The 17872-nt window shown below is 66.8% G+C and carries 16 protein-coding genes; 8 read left to right on the top strand and 8 right to left on the bottom strand.

What is annotated here, in order from left to right; all coding sequences use genetic code 11:
* The 4 genes from tilS to cysS form a co-directional block, all read right to left on the bottom strand.
* On the bottom strand, nucleotides 1-1166 hold a 1166-nt coding region (gene tilS, locus BDO18943_RS22890; RefSeq protein ID WP_175024136.1), incomplete at its 3' end, for a tRNA lysidine(34) synthetase TilS.
* 46 nt (nucleotides 1167-1212) lie between these two features.
* Nucleotides 1213-2184, bottom strand: coding sequence for an acetyl-CoA carboxylase carboxyltransferase subunit alpha (locus tag BDO18943_RS22885; protein WP_043189140.1), 972 nt, complete (start codon nucleotides 2182-2184; stop codon nucleotides 1213-1215).
* Nucleotides 2185-2287: 103 nt separating this feature from the next.
* The gene (locus tag BDO18943_RS22880; RefSeq protein WP_175024135.1) at nucleotides 2288-3112 is read right to left on the bottom strand and encodes a DNA-3-methyladenine glycosylase family protein; all 825 of its coding nucleotides are present in this window, start codon (nucleotides 3110-3112) and stop codon (nucleotides 2288-2290) included.
* A 43-nt stretch (nucleotides 3113-3155) separates the two neighbouring features.
* Complete coding sequence (cysS, locus tag BDO18943_RS22875; protein WP_175024134.1) at nucleotides 3156-4553, bottom strand: cysteine--tRNA ligase; 1398 nt, start codon at nucleotides 4551-4553, stop codon at nucleotides 3156-3158.
* Nucleotides 4554-4787: 234 nt separating this feature from the next.
* On the opposite strand from cysS, the gene BDO18943_RS22870 reads away from it, so the two are divergent.
* From BDO18943_RS22870 to BDO18943_RS22855, 4 genes are all read left to right on the top strand, one after another.
* Nucleotides 4788-5510 (top strand): tetratricopeptide repeat protein, encoded by a 723-nt coding sequence (locus tag BDO18943_RS22870; RefSeq protein ID WP_175024133.1) that lies wholly within the window; start codon nucleotides 4788-4790, stop codon nucleotides 5508-5510.
* 39 nt (nucleotides 5511-5549) lie between these two features.
* Nucleotides 5550-6131, top strand: a complete 582-nt coding sequence (locus BDO18943_RS22865; RefSeq protein ID WP_021162660.1) for a peptidylprolyl isomerase — start codon at nucleotides 5550-5552, stop codon at nucleotides 6129-6131.
* A gap of 88 nt (nucleotides 6132-6219) precedes the next feature.
* Nucleotides 6220-6711 (top strand): peptidylprolyl isomerase, encoded by a 492-nt coding sequence (locus BDO18943_RS22860; RefSeq protein WP_011352518.1) that lies wholly within the window; start codon nucleotides 6220-6222, stop codon nucleotides 6709-6711.
* 23 nt (nucleotides 6712-6734) lie between these two features.
* Nucleotides 6735-7535 carry a UDP-2,3-diacylglucosamine diphosphatase gene (locus BDO18943_RS22855; protein ID WP_043189129.1) on the top strand — a complete coding sequence of 267 codons (801 nt, stop codon included), beginning with the start codon at nucleotides 6735-6737 and terminating at the stop codon, nucleotides 7533-7535.
* Between the two features lie 45 nt (nucleotides 7536-7580).
* Here the strand turns inward: BDO18943_RS22855 and cysE are convergent, their stop codons facing one another.
* A complete protein-coding gene (cysE, locus tag BDO18943_RS22850) occupies nucleotides 7581-8384 on the bottom strand; it encodes a serine O-acetyltransferase (protein WP_175024132.1) in 804 nt (267 codons plus the stop codon).
* Nucleotides 8385-8653: 269 nt separating this feature from the next.
* Complete coding sequence (locus tag BDO18943_RS22845) at nucleotides 8654-9478, bottom strand: RNA methyltransferase (RefSeq protein ID WP_175024131.1); 825 nt, start codon at nucleotides 9476-9478, stop codon at nucleotides 8654-8656.
* 280 nt (nucleotides 9479-9758) lie between these two features.
* On the opposite strand from BDO18943_RS22845, the gene BDO18943_RS22840 reads away from it, so the two are divergent.
* Together BDO18943_RS22840 and BDO18943_RS22835 are read left to right on the top strand one after the other, a co-directional pair.
* Nucleotides 9759-10562 (top strand): inositol monophosphatase family protein, encoded by an 804-nt coding sequence (locus BDO18943_RS22840; RefSeq protein WP_175024130.1) that lies wholly within the window; start codon nucleotides 9759-9761, stop codon nucleotides 10560-10562.
* A 309-nt stretch (nucleotides 10563-10871) separates the two neighbouring features.
* Nucleotides 10872-12494, top strand: a complete 1623-nt coding sequence (locus tag BDO18943_RS22835; RefSeq protein ID WP_175024129.1) for an NAD(P)/FAD-dependent oxidoreductase — start codon at nucleotides 10872-10874, stop codon at nucleotides 12492-12494.
* Nucleotides 12495-12642: 148 nt separating this feature from the next.
* Here the strand turns inward: BDO18943_RS22835 and BDO18943_RS22830 are convergent, their stop codons facing one another.
* Complete coding sequence (locus BDO18943_RS22830) at nucleotides 12643-13245, bottom strand: chloramphenicol phosphotransferase CPT family protein (RefSeq protein WP_175024128.1); 603 nt, start codon at nucleotides 13243-13245, stop codon at nucleotides 12643-12645.
* Between the two features lie 191 nt (nucleotides 13246-13436).
* On the opposite strand from BDO18943_RS22830, the gene mutS reads away from it, so the two are divergent.
* Both mutS and BDO18943_RS22820 read left to right on the top strand, forming a co-directional pair.
* Nucleotides 13437-16094: a DNA mismatch repair protein MutS gene (gene mutS, locus BDO18943_RS22825; RefSeq protein ID WP_175024127.1), complete on the top strand. Its 2658-nt coding sequence runs from the start codon at nucleotides 13437-13439 to the stop codon at nucleotides 16092-16094.
* Nucleotides 16075-17346, top strand: coding sequence for a hypothetical protein (locus BDO18943_RS22820; RefSeq protein WP_175024126.1), 1272 nt, complete (start codon nucleotides 16075-16077; stop codon nucleotides 17344-17346). Before mutS ends, BDO18943_RS22820 begins: the two co-directional genes overlap by 20 nt.
* On the opposite strand, the gene BDO18943_RS22815 is transcribed toward BDO18943_RS22820, so the two are convergent.
* Nucleotides 17326-17868, bottom strand: a complete 543-nt coding sequence (locus BDO18943_RS22815; protein WP_027786990.1) for an FKBP-type peptidyl-prolyl cis-trans isomerase — start codon at nucleotides 17866-17868, stop codon at nucleotides 17326-17328. The genes BDO18943_RS22820 and BDO18943_RS22815 overlap by 21 nt on opposite strands.
* Between the last annotated feature and the right edge of the window lie 4 nt (nucleotides 17869-17872).

Here is a 17872-nt window from a genome sequence, read left to right as displayed (position 1 = left end):
AGCCGCGCGCCGCGCAGCAGCCCCTCCGGCACCGCGCCGGCGCTTCCCGCGTCGGCCGGCGCGAAGACGAACGTGCCGCGCCATCCCGGCAGGTGCCAGACTTCCTGCCCGTCCCATGCCAGCGCCGCTTCCGGGTGCGGCGTCCCGGTGCCGTCATCGGCCGGTTCGCTGCTGTCGCCCGCTTCCCAGTAGACGACATCGCGATACAGCCGCAGGCACTGCCCCGCGTGATCGACGCGCAGCGCATGGGCGACATTCGTGGCACGCAACTGCCGCATCATGTTGGCGAGCCGGGCAGCCGACGCGCCCGGCAAACCGAGCCGGCGCATCCAGAAGCGCAACAAGTTCGCGCCACGCGTGTCGTCGAACGCGACCAGCGCGTCGCGCGACAGCGCATGCCCGTCATCGCGCGCGGCAACGGCGAAGTCGAGTTCCGCCAGGTCGTCGAGCAGTCGCTGCGCAGCGGCCGCATGCTGAGCCGCGCGGCCCAGCGCGTCGCGAAAGCCCGGGAAATGCACGGCCAGCGCCGGCAGCACGTCGAGGCGCAGCGCATTGCGCGCGTAGCGCGTGTCATTGTTCGATTCGTCGTCGATCCATGCCAGGTCGTGCTGCGTCGCATAGCGCTCGAGTTGCGCACGCAACAGTCGCAGCAGCGGGCGCACGCGCTCGACGCTCACGCCGTCAGGGCGGTAACGCGGCGCCATCGCGGCAAGCCCCGCGATCCCCGCGCCGCGCAACAACTGCAGCAACACGGTCTCGGCCTGGTCGTCCGCATGCTGCGCGAGCCACAGCGCAGCCGCGCCGTGGCGTTCGCACATCTCGTCGAGCGCCGCATAGCGCCGCTCGCGCGCCGTCGCCTCGACACCGAGGCCGCTGTCTCGCGGCACGTCGACGCGCATCGATTCGAATGCGACACCGAGCCCGGCCGCGCTCGCCTCGGCATGCGCAACCCACGCGTCGGCGTTCGCACTCAGCCCGTGATGCACGTGCAACGCGACGCAGCGCGACGCGCCCGCGACGCGCACGGCCGCGTCGAGCAGCACCGTCGAGTCGAGGCCACCGCTGTAGGCGATCGCGATGCGCGCATCGGGCGGCACGCCGGAAAGCGCAACGCCGACCGCGTCGAGAACGACGCGGTCGGCGGAGAATTCGGTTGGCGGAATCACGAGAGGAGCGCGCGCGCAGCGGCGCACGAATGGAAGACGCAGCCGGTCATGCGCCCGGCGTGGTTTCCTTGTACTTGCCGTAGGCCATCAGGCGCTCGAAGCGGCGCTCGCGCAGCGCATCGATGCTCATGCCCTGGAACTGGCGCAGCGAATCGGCGAGCGCGCGGCGCAGCAGCGCGGCCATGCCCTTCGGATCGCGATGCGCGCCGCCGAGCGGCTCGTTGATGATCTTGTCGATCAGGCCGAGCGCCTTCAGGCGGTGCGCGGTCAGGCCCAGCGCTTCCGCTGCTTCGGGCGCCTTCGCGGCACTCTTCCACAGGATCGACGCGCAACCTTCCGGCGAGATCACCGAGTAGGTCGAGAATTGCAGCATCATCACCGTGTCGGCCACCGCGATCGCGAGCGCGCCACCCGAACCGCCCTCGCCGATCACCGTCGTGATGATCGGCGTCTTCAGCTCGGCCATCACGTACAGGTTGCGGCCGATCGCCTCCGACTGGCCGCGCTCTTCCGCGCCGATGCCCGGGTACGCGCCCGGCGTGTCGACGAACGTGAAGATCGGCAGCCCGAACTTCTCGGCGAGTCGCATCAGGCGTTCGGCCTTGCGATAGCCTTCCGGACGCGGCATCCCGAAGTTGCGCGCGGCGCGCTCCTTGGTGTCACGGCCCTTCTGGTGACCGATCACCATGCACGGATGACCGCCGAAGCGCGCGAGACCGCCGACGATCGATACATCGTCCGCGAATGCACGGTCGCCGTGCAGCTCGTGAAAATCGGTAAACAGTTCCGCAACGTAATCGAGCGTGTACGGACGCTGCGGATGCCGCGCGATCTGCGAAACCTGCCACGGCGACAGATTCGCGTAGAGGTCTTTCGTCAGTTGCTGGCTTTTCTTCGACAGCCGCTCGATTTCTTCCGAAATATCGACAGCCGAGTCGTCCTGCACGAATCGCAACTCTTCGATCTTGGCCTCGAGTTCGGCGATCGGCTGTTCGAAATCCAGAAACGTGGTCTTCATGTGTTTGAATCCTTGGGTCTTGCGGCAGCGCGTATTCTACCCGCGCGGGCGGCACTCAAAACCGGCTCTCAACTATTGATGTTTAAAACCCGATAGCCACAGCTCAGGCGGCGTCGGGCGCATCGAGGCTGCGCCACATGTACCAGGTCGCGACGGTGCGCCACGGTTCCCAGTTGGCCGCAACCTCGCGCGCCTCGCTGCGCGTGACGGGTTCCCCGCTGAAGTAATTGACGCTGATCGCGCGGATCAGGCCCGGGTCGTCGAGCGGCAGGACGTCCGGCCGCGACAGGTTGAAGATCAGGAACATCTCAGCCGTCCAGCGGCTGATGCCGCGGATCTGCGTGAGTTCCGCGATCACGTCCTCGTCGTCCATCGACGTCCATTTGTCGACGTGCAGCGCGCCGGACACGAAATGCTGCGCGAGATCGAGGATGTATTCCGTCTTGCGCTTCGACAGCCCGCACGCGATCAGCTTGTCCGCGCCGAGCCGGATCACCGGCTGCGGGGCGAGTTTCGGACAGGCATCCCCGATGCGTGCCCACAGCGACTGCGCGGACGGCACCGAGATCTGCTGGCCGACGACCGAGCGCGCGAGCGTGACGAACGGGTCGCCGCGCTTCACGAGATGCGCGGGACCGAACTTCGGAATCAGTTTCTTCAGGATTCGGTCGCGCTTGACGAGGTCGGCGCATGCCTTATCCCAGTATGCAGGACGCACGACCACCTCCTCGCCGCCCGCTTCGGACGCACGGGCCTTGCGGGCCGCGTCGGCGGCCGGCAGCGCAGCCGCCGGCTGCGCATGACCGTTGAGCGCGCCGTTCGGCACGGCGCGCGTCGCGTCCGTCTTCGCCGGCGGCACGCGCTTGGCTGCCGGACGCGCGGCGACCGGGGTCGCGCGCCTGACCGGCGCTTTTCTGGCCGTTGCCATCTTGCCTCCTACCTGACGGATCGGTCAGTGGAACGCACCGCGCTCATACGCGACGCCATTCGGTCGATCCGCCCGGTTTGTCTTCAAGTGCGATACCGGTCTCGAGCAGTTCCGCCCGGATCCGGTCCGCTTCGGCATAGTCCTTCGCTTGCTTCGCCGCGACACGCGCGGCGATCTTCGCTTCGATCTCGTCGGCGGCGAGCCCGTTCGCCTGCGCGGCGCCGGACGCCTGCTGCAGGAACGCGCGCGGTTCGCGGCCCAGCAGGCCGAGCAGGCCCGCCAGCTGTTTCAGTTGCCGCGCGAGCGACGCATCGCGCGTGCGATTCACCTCGCCCGCCAGCTCGAACAACGTGGCCACCGCGACCGGCGTGTTGAAGTCGTCGTTCATCGCAGCCGCGAAACGCTGTGCGTGCGGCTCGCTCCAGTCGAGCGCGAGCGTGTCGGCTTCGACATCCTTCAGCGCGGTGTAGAGGCGCGTGAGCGACGCGCGCGCATCGTCGAGATGCACGTCGCTGTAATTGAGCGGCGAACGGTAGTGCGTGCGCACGATGAAGAAGCGCATGACTTCTGCGTCGTAGCGCTCGAGCACTTCGCGGATCGTGAAGAAGTTGCCGAGCGATTTCGACATCTTCTCGTTGTCGACCTGCACGAAGCCGTTGTGCATCCAGTAATTGACGAACGTCTGGCCGGTCGCGCCTTCGCTCTGCGCGATCTCGTTCTCGTGGTGCGGGAATTGCAGATCCTGCCCGCCACCGTGGATGTCGAAATGCTCGCCGAGCAGCGTGCAGCCCATCGCCGAGCACTCGATGTGCCAGCCTGGGCGACCCATCCCGTACTTCGACGCCCACGACGTGCCTTCCGGATCTTCCGGCTTCGCGCGCTTCCACAGCACGAAATCGAGCGGATCTTCCTTCGCGTCGTTCGCGGCGACGCGCTCGCCCGCGCGGAGATCGTCGAGCGACTTGCCCGACAGCTTCCCGTAGTTCGCGAACTTGCGCACCGAGTAATTGACGTCGCCGTCGGTCGCCTGATAGGCGTAGCCGTTCGTCTCGAGCGTCTCGATCATGCCGAGCATCTGCGGAATGAACTGCGTCGCGCGCGGCTCGATGTCGGGCCGCTGGATGCCGAGCGCGCTTTCATCGTCGTGCATCGCGCCGATGAACCGGTCGGTCAGCGACTTGATCGTCTCGCCGTTCTCGACCGCGCGGCGGATGATCTTGTCGTCGATGTCGGTGATGTTGCGCACATACGTGACCCGGTAACCGATCGCACGCAACCAGCGCTGGACGAGGTCGAACACGACCAGCATGCGCGCGTGGCCCACGTGACAATAGTCGTATACGGTGATTCCGCATACGTACATCCGCACTTCGCCGGACTGGCGCGGCACGAAAACTTGCTTGTCACGCGCGAGCGTGTTGTAGATGCGCAGTGATTCCATAGAGATGAACCGTGAGCCGAAGGAAACCGCCCTGGCGAAGCTCGCCCAGCATGCGAAACGGACGGACCATCTGCTGCGGCGCAAGGCCGAGCGTCCTCGATATCACATGGGGCGGTCAGGCTGCAAGCACAGCGGTGACGGCCACGAGAGGCTAAGAAAGACTGTCTGCCGCTCGCCGGAACGCGCAGACGTTTTGTTAGAATGGCTCGGAGTATAACATTCCGATTTACGCCTATGAAACCTCATCGCGGCCGCGCGCAGAGCGCTGCGACCCTCGTTGCGACCACCGTCATGGGCGTCGCGCTGACGCTTTTCGCGGCCCCCGCGGCGCATGCGCAGAAGGCCCCGGCCACCGCCGACGGCACGCCCGAAGTCGACGCATCGATCGCCGGCAAGCAGTGGAAGCAGGCGCTCGCGCAGCTCGACGCGCGCATCGCGTCGAACCCGCACGACGTGCAGGCGCAGTTCAAGCGCGGCACCGTGCTGGCCCGCCTGAACCGCGACGACGACGCGATCCAGCAGTTCGTCGCGATCACGCAGGCGTACCCCGAACTGCCCGAGCCGTACAACAACCTTGCGGCGCTTTACGCGAAGCATGGCCGTTACGACGAAGCGCGCACCGCGCTCGTCACGGCGACGCAATCGAACCCGAGCTACTCGCTCGCGTACGAGAACCTCGGCGACCTGTATCTGCGCCTCGCGGCCGAGTCGTACAAGCGTGCGCAATCGCTCGGCCGCACGAGCGGCGCGACCGCGCAGCGCCTCGCCGATCTCCAGAAGATCGTGTCGCCGCCGAAGGCCGCGCCGAACGCCCGCGCGGCCGCACCGGCCGCGCGCGACTACACCGACCGCGCAGCCGCGAACGTGAGCACCACCACGCTGCCGATGTCGCCGACATTCCAGTTCAGCGGTCCGTCGGGCGCACTGGCGGCGCCGTACGTCGCGCCGTCGCAATAAGCGGCGCGGCCTTCTTTCCCTCCCAACCTGAGGATCGCAATGAAACGTCTGTTGCTGGCGCTTGGCGGCGCCGCCCTTCTCGCGACCGCGACCGCACCTGCGTTCGCGCAATCGGCTACCGCGCACCCCGTCGTGCAGCTGAAGACCTCGCAGGGCGACATCCGCGTCGAGCTCTACCCGGAGAAGGCGCCGAAGTCCGTCGCCAACTTCCTCGATTACGTGAAGGCCGGCCAGTACAACGGCACGATCTTCCATCGCGTGATCAAGGGCTTCATGATCCAGGGCGGCGGCTACAAGACCAACTTCGAGGAGAAGCCGACCCGCGCGCCGATCCCGCTGGAGAGCCGCAATGGTCTGAAGAACCTGACGGGCACGATCGCGATGGCACGCACGAGCGATCCGAACTCGGCCACCGCGCAGTTCTTCATCAACACGGTCGACAACAGCGGCCTCGACTACCCGAACCCGGACGGCAACGGCTATGCGGTGTTCGGCAAGGTCGTGTCGGGTCTCGACGTCGTGAAGAAGATCGAAGGCGTCGCGACGACCTCGCGCGGCCCGATGCAGGACGTGCCCGCGCAACCGATCGTGATCGAATCGGCCAGCGTCGTCTCGAAGTAAGAACCTGCCGGCACGTCCGGCGCCACACGCGGCCGCGTCGCACGACCGGCCGCGTGCCATTTAAACCGCCTTACCGAAGGAATTCATCATGGTTGAACTGCATACGAACCACGGCGTGATCAAGCTCGAGCTCGACGCCGCGAAGGCACCGAAGACGGTCGAGAACTTCCTGAACTACGTGAAGAAGGGCCACTACGACGGCACCGTGTTCCATCGCGTGATCAACGGCTTCATGATCCAGGGCGGCGGCTTCGAGCCGGGCCTGAAGCAGAAGCCGACCGATGCGCCGATCGACAACGAGGCGAACAACGGCCTGAAGAACGACAACTACACGGTCGCGATGGCCCGCACGAACGATCCGCACTCGGCGACCGCCCAGTTCTTCATCAACGTGAACGACAACGACTTCCTGAACCACTCGTCGCCGACGCCGCAGGGCTGGGGCTACGCGGTGTTCGGCAAGGTCGTCGAAGGCCAGGACGTGGTCGACAAGATCAAGGGCGTCAAGACGGGCAACGCTGGTTTCCACCAGGACGTGCCGGCTGACGACGTCGTGATCGAAAAGGCCGTCGTGGTCTGACGCGCAGTTACGGAGGCACTTCGATGTTGCAGGAGAGTCCGCCGCGAAGCGTCTCCGCGGGCGTGCCGGGCGAGCGCGAATACGCGCAAGCCGCACGCCCGTTCCTGTTTCTCTCCGATCTGCATCTGAGCGAAGCGATTCCGAAGACGGTCGCCGCGTTCGAGCATTTCGTGAAATACACCGCCGATAGCGCCGACTCGGTGTTCATCCTCGGCGACCTGTTCGAATACTGGATCGGCGACGACATCCTCGACGACGATCCGTTTGCAGCACGCATGGCCGCGCTGATGCACACGTTCTCGGAGCGCGGCATCGCGCTCTACGTGATGCACGGCAACCGCGATTTCCTGCTCGGCCGGCGCTTCATGAAGGCAGCCGGCGCGATGCTGCTGCCCGACCCTTCGCTGATCATGGCGTTCGGCCAGCGCATCGTGCTCGCGCACGGCGACGCGCAATGCACGGCCGACCGCGGCTACCAGCTGTTCCGCCGCTTCGCACGCAACCGCGTCGCGCAATGGTTGTTTCTCGCCTGGCCGTTCCGCTGGCGCCGCGCGCTCGCGCAGCGCATGCGCTCGAACAGCGAAGCGGGCCGGATGCGCCCTGCCTCGGCGATTTACGATGTCACGCGTGAAGGCGTGGCCGCGCTGTTCCGGAAAAGCCGCGCGAGCGTGATCATTCACGGCCACACGCACCGCCCCGCGAGCCACGCCGAACCGGGCGGCATCCGCTGGGTGTTGCCCGACTGGGATCTCGACCACGGCAAGCCGCGTGGCGGCTACCTGCGCGTCGATGCGGAAGGCATCCACGCGATGCCGCTCGACTGACGCCGCGGCTGCCTCACCGACCGGCGGCCGCGGGCATCCGCTGAATTACGCCTGGCGTTCGACCGACTTGCCTTCCAGCACGGCCGACAGCCGGCGCAGATCGAGGCGCGCCGCGTCGGCGCCCTGCAGCGTTTCCAGATGCGTGCCGAGCCGTTCGAGCGCCGCGACGATCTCGTCGACGCGGCGGCTTTCCTTCGCCGCGTGATCGATCAGCCCGTGAATCGCGAGCGACATCGGATCGTCGGCATTCGGCGTGATCCCGTATGCGCAGAACGCCGCGCCTTCGTGCTGCGGCTTCGGCTGTGCCGGCATCACGATGCGCGCCGGATTGCCGACCGCCGTGCCGCCCGCCGGCACCGGCTTCACGACGACCGCGTTCGAACCGATCTTCGCGCCCGCCCCGACGGTGAAACTGCCGAGCACCTTCGCGCCCGCACCGACGATCACGCCGGCTTCGAGCGTCGGGTGGCGCTTGGCGCCGCGCGTGAGCGACGTGCCGCCCAGCGTCACGCCCTGATAGATCGTGCAGTCGTCGCCGACGATCGCCGTCTCGCCGATCACGACACCCATGCCGTGATCGATGAACACGCGCCGGCCGATCGTCGCACCGGGGTGGATTTCGATGCCCGTCAGGAACCGGCCGGCCTGCGACGCGAAACGCGCGAGCCAGTAGCGCTTCACGCGCCAGCATGCATGCGCGAAACGATGCAGCACGAGCGCATGCAACCCCGGATAACAGGTCAGCACTTCCCATGCACTGCGAGCGGCGGGATCCCGCTCGCGAATCGTTGCAACGTCTTCGCGCAGTCTCGTGAACATGATGTGGTCTGGGAAAAGGCCGGCGCGCATCGCCGGCAATGGCCGGCCGTTATCGCGCCGGGTAATTTACTTATGACGTTCGGCGATTGTAGGGCGGGTCGCGCACGGCCGCACGAGCCCGCGCGTTCACCCCGCCGCCGACGCGGGTATTCAGGCGGAACGCTTGCTGCGGGGGCGTTTGCGGGAGGGTCGACCAGGTGGAGCGATCGGCCGCGGCGACTCCCGCGGACGGCGCAGCACCTGCCCGGCGGAGAGGTTCCCCGCGCGCCGCGACATCCGTCAGCCGGTGCACCGGCCGCTTACGCGTCGCCGCCCGGCTTGCCCGATTTCAGCAGGATGTGCTTCGCGACGCCGCGCAGGATATTGACCTCCTCGCGCTCGAGGCCCGTGCGGGCGAACAGGCGCCGCAGCCGTGGCATCAGCTTCTTCGGGTTGCGCGGATCGAGGAAATCGAGCGCGATCAGCGCGTTCTCGAGGTGCACGTACATCCGCTCGATCTCGTCGCTCTGCGCAAGCGTGCCGGCTTCGCCCGACGGTTGCGCCGACGGCTCGCTCGCCTGTTCGAGAAACGCGACGCGCAGCTCGTACGCCAGCACCTGCACGGCCTGTGCGAGATTCAGCGAACTGTAGGCCGGGTTCGCCGGGATGTGCGCCAGCGCGCTGCACTGCTCGACATGCTCGTTCGCGAGGCCCGTGCGCTCGTTGCCGAACACGAGCGCGATGTCGCCCGTGCCGACCTGTGCGCACGCCTGCGTGGCAGCCGCACGCGGCGCGAGACGCGGCGGCCCGTATTCGCGCGTGCGCGCGGTCAGCGCAATCGACCAGTGAACGCCGGACAGCGCGTCGCCGAGCGTCGGCACGACATGCGCGGACGCGAGGACGTCGTCCGCGCCGCTGGCCATCGCGATCGCCTCGGGATCGCTCTGCACGTGCAGCACGCGCGGCGCGACCAGCACGAGACGCGAAAAACCCATTGTCTTCAGCGCGCGGGCGGCCGCCCCGACATTGCCGGGATGGCTCGGCTCGACGAGCACGAAACGGGTGGACGTGAAGCCGCCGGACGGCGGCCGGGACGAGGCCGCGCCCGGCTCGGACGGCGCGGCGGTGTTCTGCGGAGTTTCCACTACGATACGACTCGGTTCATCAGAATGGCAGTATGGTATCGCCATCGCCGCGGCAAACCCACTCGTCCGGACGGATAGTGGGGGTTTCCCCGTATTCCGGTCGCCTGAAACCGCCGAAAATCGGATAAAATCATGCCTTTACGCGTCGCACTCCGTGCGGCGCGGGTCGTACCCCGTTCTTTGTCAATTCGCGTCTCACCTCGCCTGCCACGTTTGCGCCGTGCCGGGCGGTTGTTCCACTTCGTGGCGGCCCGTGCCGCCGGCTACAGGATCCAGGCTCATGCATCCCATGCTCAACATTGCTGTCAAGGCTGCGCGCCGCGCCGGACAGATCATCAATCGCGCGTCCCTCGATCTCGACCTGATCGAGATCCGCAAGAAGCAGCAGAACGACTTCGTCACCGAAGTGGACAAGGCCGCCGAAGACGCGATCATCGAGACGCTGAAGACCGCCTACCCCGACCACGCGATCCTCGCGGAAGAATCGGGCGAATCGGAGAACGAATCCGAATTCAAGTGGATCATCGATCCGCTCGACGGCACGACCAACTTCATCCACGGCTTCCCGTACTACTGCGTATCGATCGCGCTCGAGCACAAGGGCGTCGTCACGCAGGCAGTCGTCTACGACCCGAACAAGAACGACCTGTTCACGGCCACCCGCGGCCGCGGCGCGTACCTGAACGACCGCCGCATCCGCGTCGGCCGCCGCGACCGCCTGTCGGACGCACTGGTCGGCACGGGCTTCCCGTTCCGCGAAAAGGACGGCCTCGATGCCTACGCGCGCCTCTTCGCCGAAATGACGCAAGCGTGCACGGGCCTGCGCCGCCCGGGCGCCGCGGCACTCGATCTCGCAAACGTCGCGGCCGGCCGCCTCGACGCGTTCTTCGAACAGGGCATCAACGTGTGGGACATGGCAGCGGGCAGCCTGCTGATCACCGAGGCCGGCGGCCTCGTCGGCAACTACACGGGCGACGCCGATTTCCTGCATCGCCATGAAATCGTCGCCGCGAACCCGAAGATCTACGCGCAGATGATCCCGATCCTGAAGGGTTACACCCGCGTGCATCCGGCGGCGGAGTAAGCCCCGGCCGCGCCTGCATGGCGCGGCTTTCGCGCACACCGCTCGCGGGCATCGTCATGACGATGCGTCGTTCGCCTCCCGGTTGCCGGGAGGCGGGACAATCTTCCCGCACAAGGGCCGCTTCGTGCGCCTATCCTGAAGTTGCTTGAGTTGTTCGGGCCGGTCCGCGCACGGTCGCCTGCACCGCTCATCCCGCAATGACAATGAATGGTTTGCGTCCGGCATGCCCGCACGGCGGACAACACCGCCGGCCTGCCCCCGCCCGTATCAACACCGCCACGACGCCGTGGCAATCGCATCCGAGTCCCCATGTTACGGCTAAGCGAAATTAAACTCCCCCTCGACCACCCCGAAAGCGCGCTCGAGGCCGCGATTCGCGAGCGCCTCGCGGAGCTTGGCGTGGCCGCAGACGGGCTTCTCCGTTACACCGTGTTCCGCCGCGCGCACGATGCGCGCAAGCGCGCCGACATCAAGCTCACGTATATCGTCGATGTCGAAGTGACGGACGAAGCGGCCGCGATCAAGCGCCTCGCCGGCCAGCCGCATTGCGGCGTGACGCCCGACATGGCGTACCACTTCGTCACGAAAGCGCCCGAGCACGGTAATTTCCTGCGCCCGGTCGTGATCGGCATGGGGCCATGCGGCCTGTTCGCGGGGCTGATCCTCGCGCAGATGGGCTTCCGCCCGATCATCCTCGAACGCGGCAAGGCCGTGCGCGAACGCACCAAGGACACGTTCGGGCTGTGGCGCAAGAGCGTGCTCAACCCCGAATCCAACGTGCAGTTCGGCGAAGGCGGGGCCGGGACTTTTTCCGACGGCAAGCTGTACAGCCAGATCAAGGATCCGAACCACTACGGCCGCAAGGTACTGGACGAATTCGTCAAGGCAGGCGCACCGGAAGACATCCTGTACCTGAGCCGGCCGCACATCGGCACGTTCCGCCTCGTCAGCATGGTGGAAAAGATGCGTGCGTCCATCCACGAACTGGGTGGTGAAGTGCGTTTCGAAACGCGGGTCGAGGACATCGAGATCGATCAGGGCAAGGTGCGCTCGCTGACGCTCTCGAACGGCGAAACGCTGCGGTGCGACCACGTGGTGCTGGCCGTGGGCCACAGCGCGCGCGACACCTTCCAGATGCTGCACGATCGCGGCGTGTACATCGAAGCCAAGCCGTTCTCGCTGGGTTTTCGTATCGAACATCCGCAGGGGCTGATCGATCGCAGCCGCTTCGGCAAGTTCGCGGGCCACAAGCAGCTCGGCGCGGCCGACTACAAGGTGGTCCACCACTGCAGCAATGGCCGCGCCGTCTACAGCTTCTGCATGTGCCCGGGCGGCACGGTGGTCGCGGCCACCTCCGAGCCGGGCCGCGTGGTCACCAACGGGATGAGCCAGTATTCGCGGGCCGAGCGCAACGCGAATGCGGGGATCGTCGTCGGCATCACGCCGGACGACTACCCCGGCGGCCCGCTGGCCGGCATCGCGTTCCAGCGCAAATGGGAAGAGCGCGCGTTCGAACTCGGCGGCGGCGATTACCGCGCGCCGGGCCAGCTGGTCGGCGACTTCATCGCCGGCCGGCCGTCGACGTCGCTCGGCTCCGTGGAGCCGTCGTACAAGCCGGGCGTGAACCCGACCGATCTGAGCACCGCGCTGCCGGACTACGTGATCGAAGCGATCCGCGAAGCCCTGCCCCAGATCGACAAGAAGATCGCCGGCTTCGCGATGCACGATGCGGTGCTCACCGGTGTCGAGACGCGCACTTCGTCACCGATCCGGATTCGACGCAAGGACGATTACCAGAGCATGAACGTCGAAGGCCTGTATCCGGCGGGTGAAGGTGCGGGGTATGCCGGCGGCATCTATTCGGCAGCCATCGACGGCATCGAAGTCGCGCAGGCGGTGGCGCTCAGCATGACGTCGGCGCAAACGGCCTGAGGTGCCGGACAGGGTCGGCGCGCGGCAGTTCGCGCGCCGAGTCAGACGGGCCTCAGCAGGCCACGCCCGGACGATGCAGCCGTACCTGTACCTTGCCCGACAAGGTATGGCCCTGAACCTGCGCTCGCCCTTTCGGGATCGGCTGTTGCTAGCCAACAGCCGCGTCACCTGAGTGACCGAAAAACTCCCGGTGCATTTTCGGGAAGGCGGCGGGAACCGGCCCGCTTTGTAACCACTTCAGAACGGCCTGACCGCAATCGATCTCGTTTGCCGACGACGTGTCCACGACGTGATCGTAGTGGCGGCCGGCATGAATCGAGTCGTATTGAGACTCGGCCAGTCCGATCTTGCGATCACCACGAATACGCTCGCGATCGATCAGCGCGTCGAGCGCACAAAAAACGCCGACGATGAATACCGGCAGGCCGACAAGATCTTCAAGCATGTAGCGCCACGCGTCGGTCGACAGGACATGATCGACGATCACCGGCTGGCCGTGCCTGGAAAAGGTGGCCGCGGTGGCGTTGATCGCCCTGCACAGCGCGGCCACACGAATCTGCACCAACGGCTTCTCGACCGCCCAATAGTTGGGCGGCTCCATGTTTCGAAATACATCCAGCTCGACGTGCAAATGATGCTCGTCCAGGTTCTCGCACAGAAACCTGGACAGCGTGCTTTTGCCGGCGCTGCTCGGGCCGTTGAGCACGACGATCGCCCCGAGGCGGGGTTCCGGCATTTCAGTGGTTCGCATTGGGGTACCCATCGATGGCGTGCCGACGCAAGACGCAATTGTTGACGAAGTGAACCATGATGTCGAACCGCTATCGGCCGACAGCTGCCGCTCGTCGTCACGGACAACTGGCCAAACAGCCAACTTCGCGCGTGTACATCGAAGCCACTGGTAAACTCGGGCAACCAAAGCAACAACTTCACGCCTGACTTATGACCACGCTGTCGCCCGACGCCTTCGCCGGCCACACCCCAATGATGCAGCAGTACCTGCGCATCAAGGCCGACCATCCCGACACGCTTGTCTTCTACCGGATGGGCGACTTCTACGAACTGTTCTTCGAAGACGCGGAGAAAGCCGCACGCCTGCTCGACCTGACCCTCACGCAACGCGGCGCATCGGCCGGCACGCCGATCAAGATGGCGGGCGTACCGCATCATGCAGTCGAACAGTATCTCGCCAAGCTCGTGAAGATGGGCGAATCGGTCGCGATCTGCGAGCAGATCGGCGATCCGGCCACGTCGAAGGGCCCCGTCGAGCGCAAGGTCGTGCGCGTCGTCACGCCCGGCACGCTGACCGATGCCGCGCTGCTGTCCGACAAGAACGACGTCTACCTGCTTGCGATGTGCACGGGCCACAACAAGCGCGGCGTCGCGGTCAATGTCGGCCTCGCGTGGCTGAACCTCGCCAGCGGCGCGCTGCGGCTTGCCGAAATCGAACCCGAACAGCTCGCTGCCGCGCTCGAGCGCATCCGGCCGGCCGAGATCCTGACGCCGGACGGCGCAACCGATGCCGTACCCGCAGGCGCGGGCGCAAGCAAGCGCGTACCGGCATGGCACTTCGACATCGCATCGGGCACGCAACGCCTGTGCGACCAGCTCGACGTCGCGAGCCTCGACGGTTTCGGCGCGCATTCGCTGACGAGCGCATGCGGCGCGGCCGGCGCGCTGCTGCTCTATGCGGCGGCCACGCAGGGCCAGCAGCTGCGGCACGTGCGCAGCCTGAAGGTCGAGAACGAAACCGAGTACATCGGGCTCGATCCGGCCACGCGCCGGAACCTCGAACTGACCGAGACGTTGCGCGGCACCGAGTCGCCAACCCTGTATTCGCTGCTCGACACCTGCTGCACGACGATGGGCAGCCGCCTGCTGCGCCACTGGCTGCATCACCCGCCGCGCGCGTCGGTCGCCGCGCAGTCGCGCCAGCAGGCGATCGGCGCGCTGCTCGATGCACCGGCAAACGCAAGCCTCGACGCGCTGCGCAGCGCGCTGCGCCAGATCGCCGACGTCGAACGGATCACCGGGCGCCTCGCGTTGCTGTCCGCACGCCCGCGCGACCTGTCGAGCCTGCGCGACACGTTCGCCGCGCTGCCGGCACTGCGTGAGCGCATCAGCGCGATCGTCGCCAATGCAGACGCACTCACCCGCGTCGATGCAGCACTCGCACCGCCCGCCGAATGCCTCGACCTGCTGACGAGCGCCATTGCGCCGGAGCCGGCCGCGATGGTGCGCGACGGCGGCGTCATCGCGCGCGGCTACGACGCCGAGCTCGACGAGCTGCGCGACATCTCGGAGAACTGCGGGCAGTTCCTGATCGATCTCGAGGCGCGCGAGCGCACGCGCACCGGCATCGCAAACCTGCGCGTCGAGTACAACAAGGTGCACGGCTTCTACATCGAGGTCACGCGCGGCCAGACCGACAAGGTGCCTGACGACTACCGCCGCCGCCAGACGCTGAAGAATGCCGAGCGCTACATCACGCCCGAGCTGAAGACCTTCGAGGACAAGGCACTGTCGGCCCAGGAACGCGCACTGGCACGCGAGCGCGCGCTATACGACGCGGTGCTGCAGGCACTGCTGCCGTTCATCCCCGAGTGCCAGCGCGTCGCGTCGGCGCTCGCCGAACTCGACCTGCTCGCCGCATTCGCCGAACGCGCCCGCGCGCTCGACTGGGTCGCGCCGACTTTCACCGACGAGATCGGCATCGAAATCGAACAGGGCCGCCACCCGGTCGTCGAAGCGCAAGTCGAACAGTTCATCGCGAACGACTGTCGCTTCGGCACCGAGCGCAAGCTGCTGCTGATCACCGGCCCGAACATGGGCGGTAAGTCGACGTTCATGCGGCAGACCGCGTTGATCGCGCTGATGGCTTATGTCGGCAGCTACGTGCCGGCCAAGTCGGCATGCTTCGGCCCGATCGACCGGATCTTCACGCGCATCGGCGCGGCGGACGATCTCGCAGGCGGCCGCTCGACGTTCATGGTCGAGATGACCGAAGCCGCTGCGATCCTCAACGACGCGACGCCGCAAAGCCTCGTGCTGATGGACGAAATCGGCCGCGGCACGTCGACATTCGACGGCCTCGCGCTCGCGTGGGCCATCGCGCGCCACCTGCTGGCGCACAACACGTGCTACACGCTGTTCGCGACGCACTACTTCGAGCTGACGCAACTGCCGGCCGAATTCCCGCAAGCGGCCAACGTCCACCTGTCGGCCGTCGAGCACGGCCACGGCATCGTGTTCCTGCACGCGGTCAACGAAGGCCCGGCCAACCAGAGTTACGGCCTGCAGGTCGCGCAGCTCGCAGGCGTTCCGGCGCCCGTGATCCGCGCCGCGCGCAAGCACCTCGCTTATCTCGAACAACAGTCGGCGTCGCAGCACACGCCGCAGCTCGACCTGTTCAGAGCGCCGCCGGTAGCCGCCGACGATCTCGAATGCGCAGACGCGCCTGCGCTGCCCGACACACCGCATCCGGCGCTCGAAAAACTCCGCGACATCGATCCCGACGATCTGAAGCCGCGCGAGGCGCTCGACCTGCTGTACGAACTGCGCACGCTGGTCCGGTCGCACGATGCCGACGGGCACGCGTAAGCGCATCCCGCGCGGCCTGCCGGCTCGCACCGCCGCCGCGCTCGTCGCCGCCGTGCTCGCGCTCGCGCAGGCCGCCGCACTGGCGGCGCCGCCGAAGCGCAGCACCGCGCCCTACTCGTTCGCGGTCGTGTCGGGCGTGATCAACACCCCGGCGGACGAGCCGGCCGCCCAGCGGCTGCTCGATGCGATCGCGCGCGAGCGCAACCTCGCGTTCGTCGTCTATGCGGGCGATCTCAAGGGTTCGAAGGAAGCGTGCCGCGATGCACTGTATTCGCAGCGCGGCGCGATCCTGGATGCGGCACGCGTACCGCTCGTGTTCATTCCCGGCCACGACGACTGGGTAACGTGCAACACCGCGGCCGGCGGCGGCTACGATCCGGTCGAGCGGCTCGACTTCCTGCGGCAGACGCTGCTCGCCGATTCGGCGCTGCCCGACCCCGGCGCGCTGCAGATCACGCGGGAAAGCGAAGTCGCTCGGTTCCGGCCGTATCGGGAGAATGCACGCTGGATGCGCGACGACATCGTCTACGTCGCGCTCAACGCGCCGGCGCCGAACAACCACTACCTGACGGCCGGCGGCCGCAACGGCGAGTTCGAGGATCGCATCATCGCGAACGGTTTCTGGATCGACCACTCGGCCGAATACGCGAAGCGACGCGAGGCACGTGCGATGGTGGTGATATTCGAAGGCGATCCGCAATTCGAACGCTATGAACGCGCGGAACGCTTCGCATGGCTGCGTTTCAACCGGCCGCGCGTACGCGACGGCTTCCGTGAGTTGAAACGAACGCTGGTGAAGGCGGCGGCGACGTTCCGCGGCCCGATACTCGTGATGCACGCGAGCGGCGAACCGCTAGCGAACGGCTTTCTGATCGACCGCCCGCTGCGTGCGGACGACGGTGAACTGATCGGGAACGTGACGCGCGTCGCGATCGGACCGCGCCATCCGACGAATCAGTGGGTCAAGGTGAGCGTGTCGCCGGCACGGCAGACGATCTTCAACCTGAGCCTGCAGGAGGTGCCGAAGAACCTGCCCGTGCCGCCCGCGCTGCCGCTCGTGCCGCACGACGACGTCCCGCTGCCGCAGATGCCGGAAATCCCTGCATTGCCGGCGCTGCCCGACTCGTCGTCGGTCGCGCCGCCACTGCAGGGCGACGGCGCCGCCCCGGGCGGCGCGTCGTGGCCTGCGCCCGCCCCTGCATCGGGGCCGGCGCCCGGCCTGCCTGCGAGCTCAGTGCAGGGTACGCCCTGACGGTGCTTCGCCGTCTTCGTCTTCGTCCTCGTCGACGATCTCGAGCCCTTCCGCGCCATGCGCGTGTTCATGCTCGATTTCGTCTTCGGTGGCTTCGCGAACGTCCTTCACGGTGAGCGCGAAACGCAGCGCCATGCCTGCCAGCGGGTGGTTGCCGTCGAGCACGACCTTGTCTTCGGCGATGTCGGTGACCGTGTAGATCAGCGAATCGACTTCCTCGTCGCCGTCTTCCGGCGTGCCTTCGAACTGCATGCCCACTTCGAGCGGCTCGGGAAAACGATCGCGCGGCTCGATCTTCACGAGTTCGGGATCGTAGTCGCCGAACGCGTCCTGCGGCTCGAGCTGAACCTGTGCCTCGTAGCCCGGCTCGTGCCCGTCGAGCTGTTCCTCGATCTTGGGGAACGTGCCATCATAGCCGCCGTGCAGATAGACCATCGGCTCGTCGCTTTCCTCGATCAGATTGCCCTGTGCATCCGACAGCTTGTAAGTGACCGACACGACGGTGTTTTTTGCGATTTTCATCCAA

Source organism: Burkholderia aenigmatica, from assembly GCF_902499175.1.
GTDB classification, from domain to species: domain Bacteria; phylum Pseudomonadota; class Gammaproteobacteria; order Burkholderiales; family Burkholderiaceae; genus Burkholderia; species Burkholderia aenigmatica.
The sequence above is the reverse complement of the archived record's forward strand: the minus strand, read 5'-3'. Positions and strand labels throughout refer to the sequence as shown.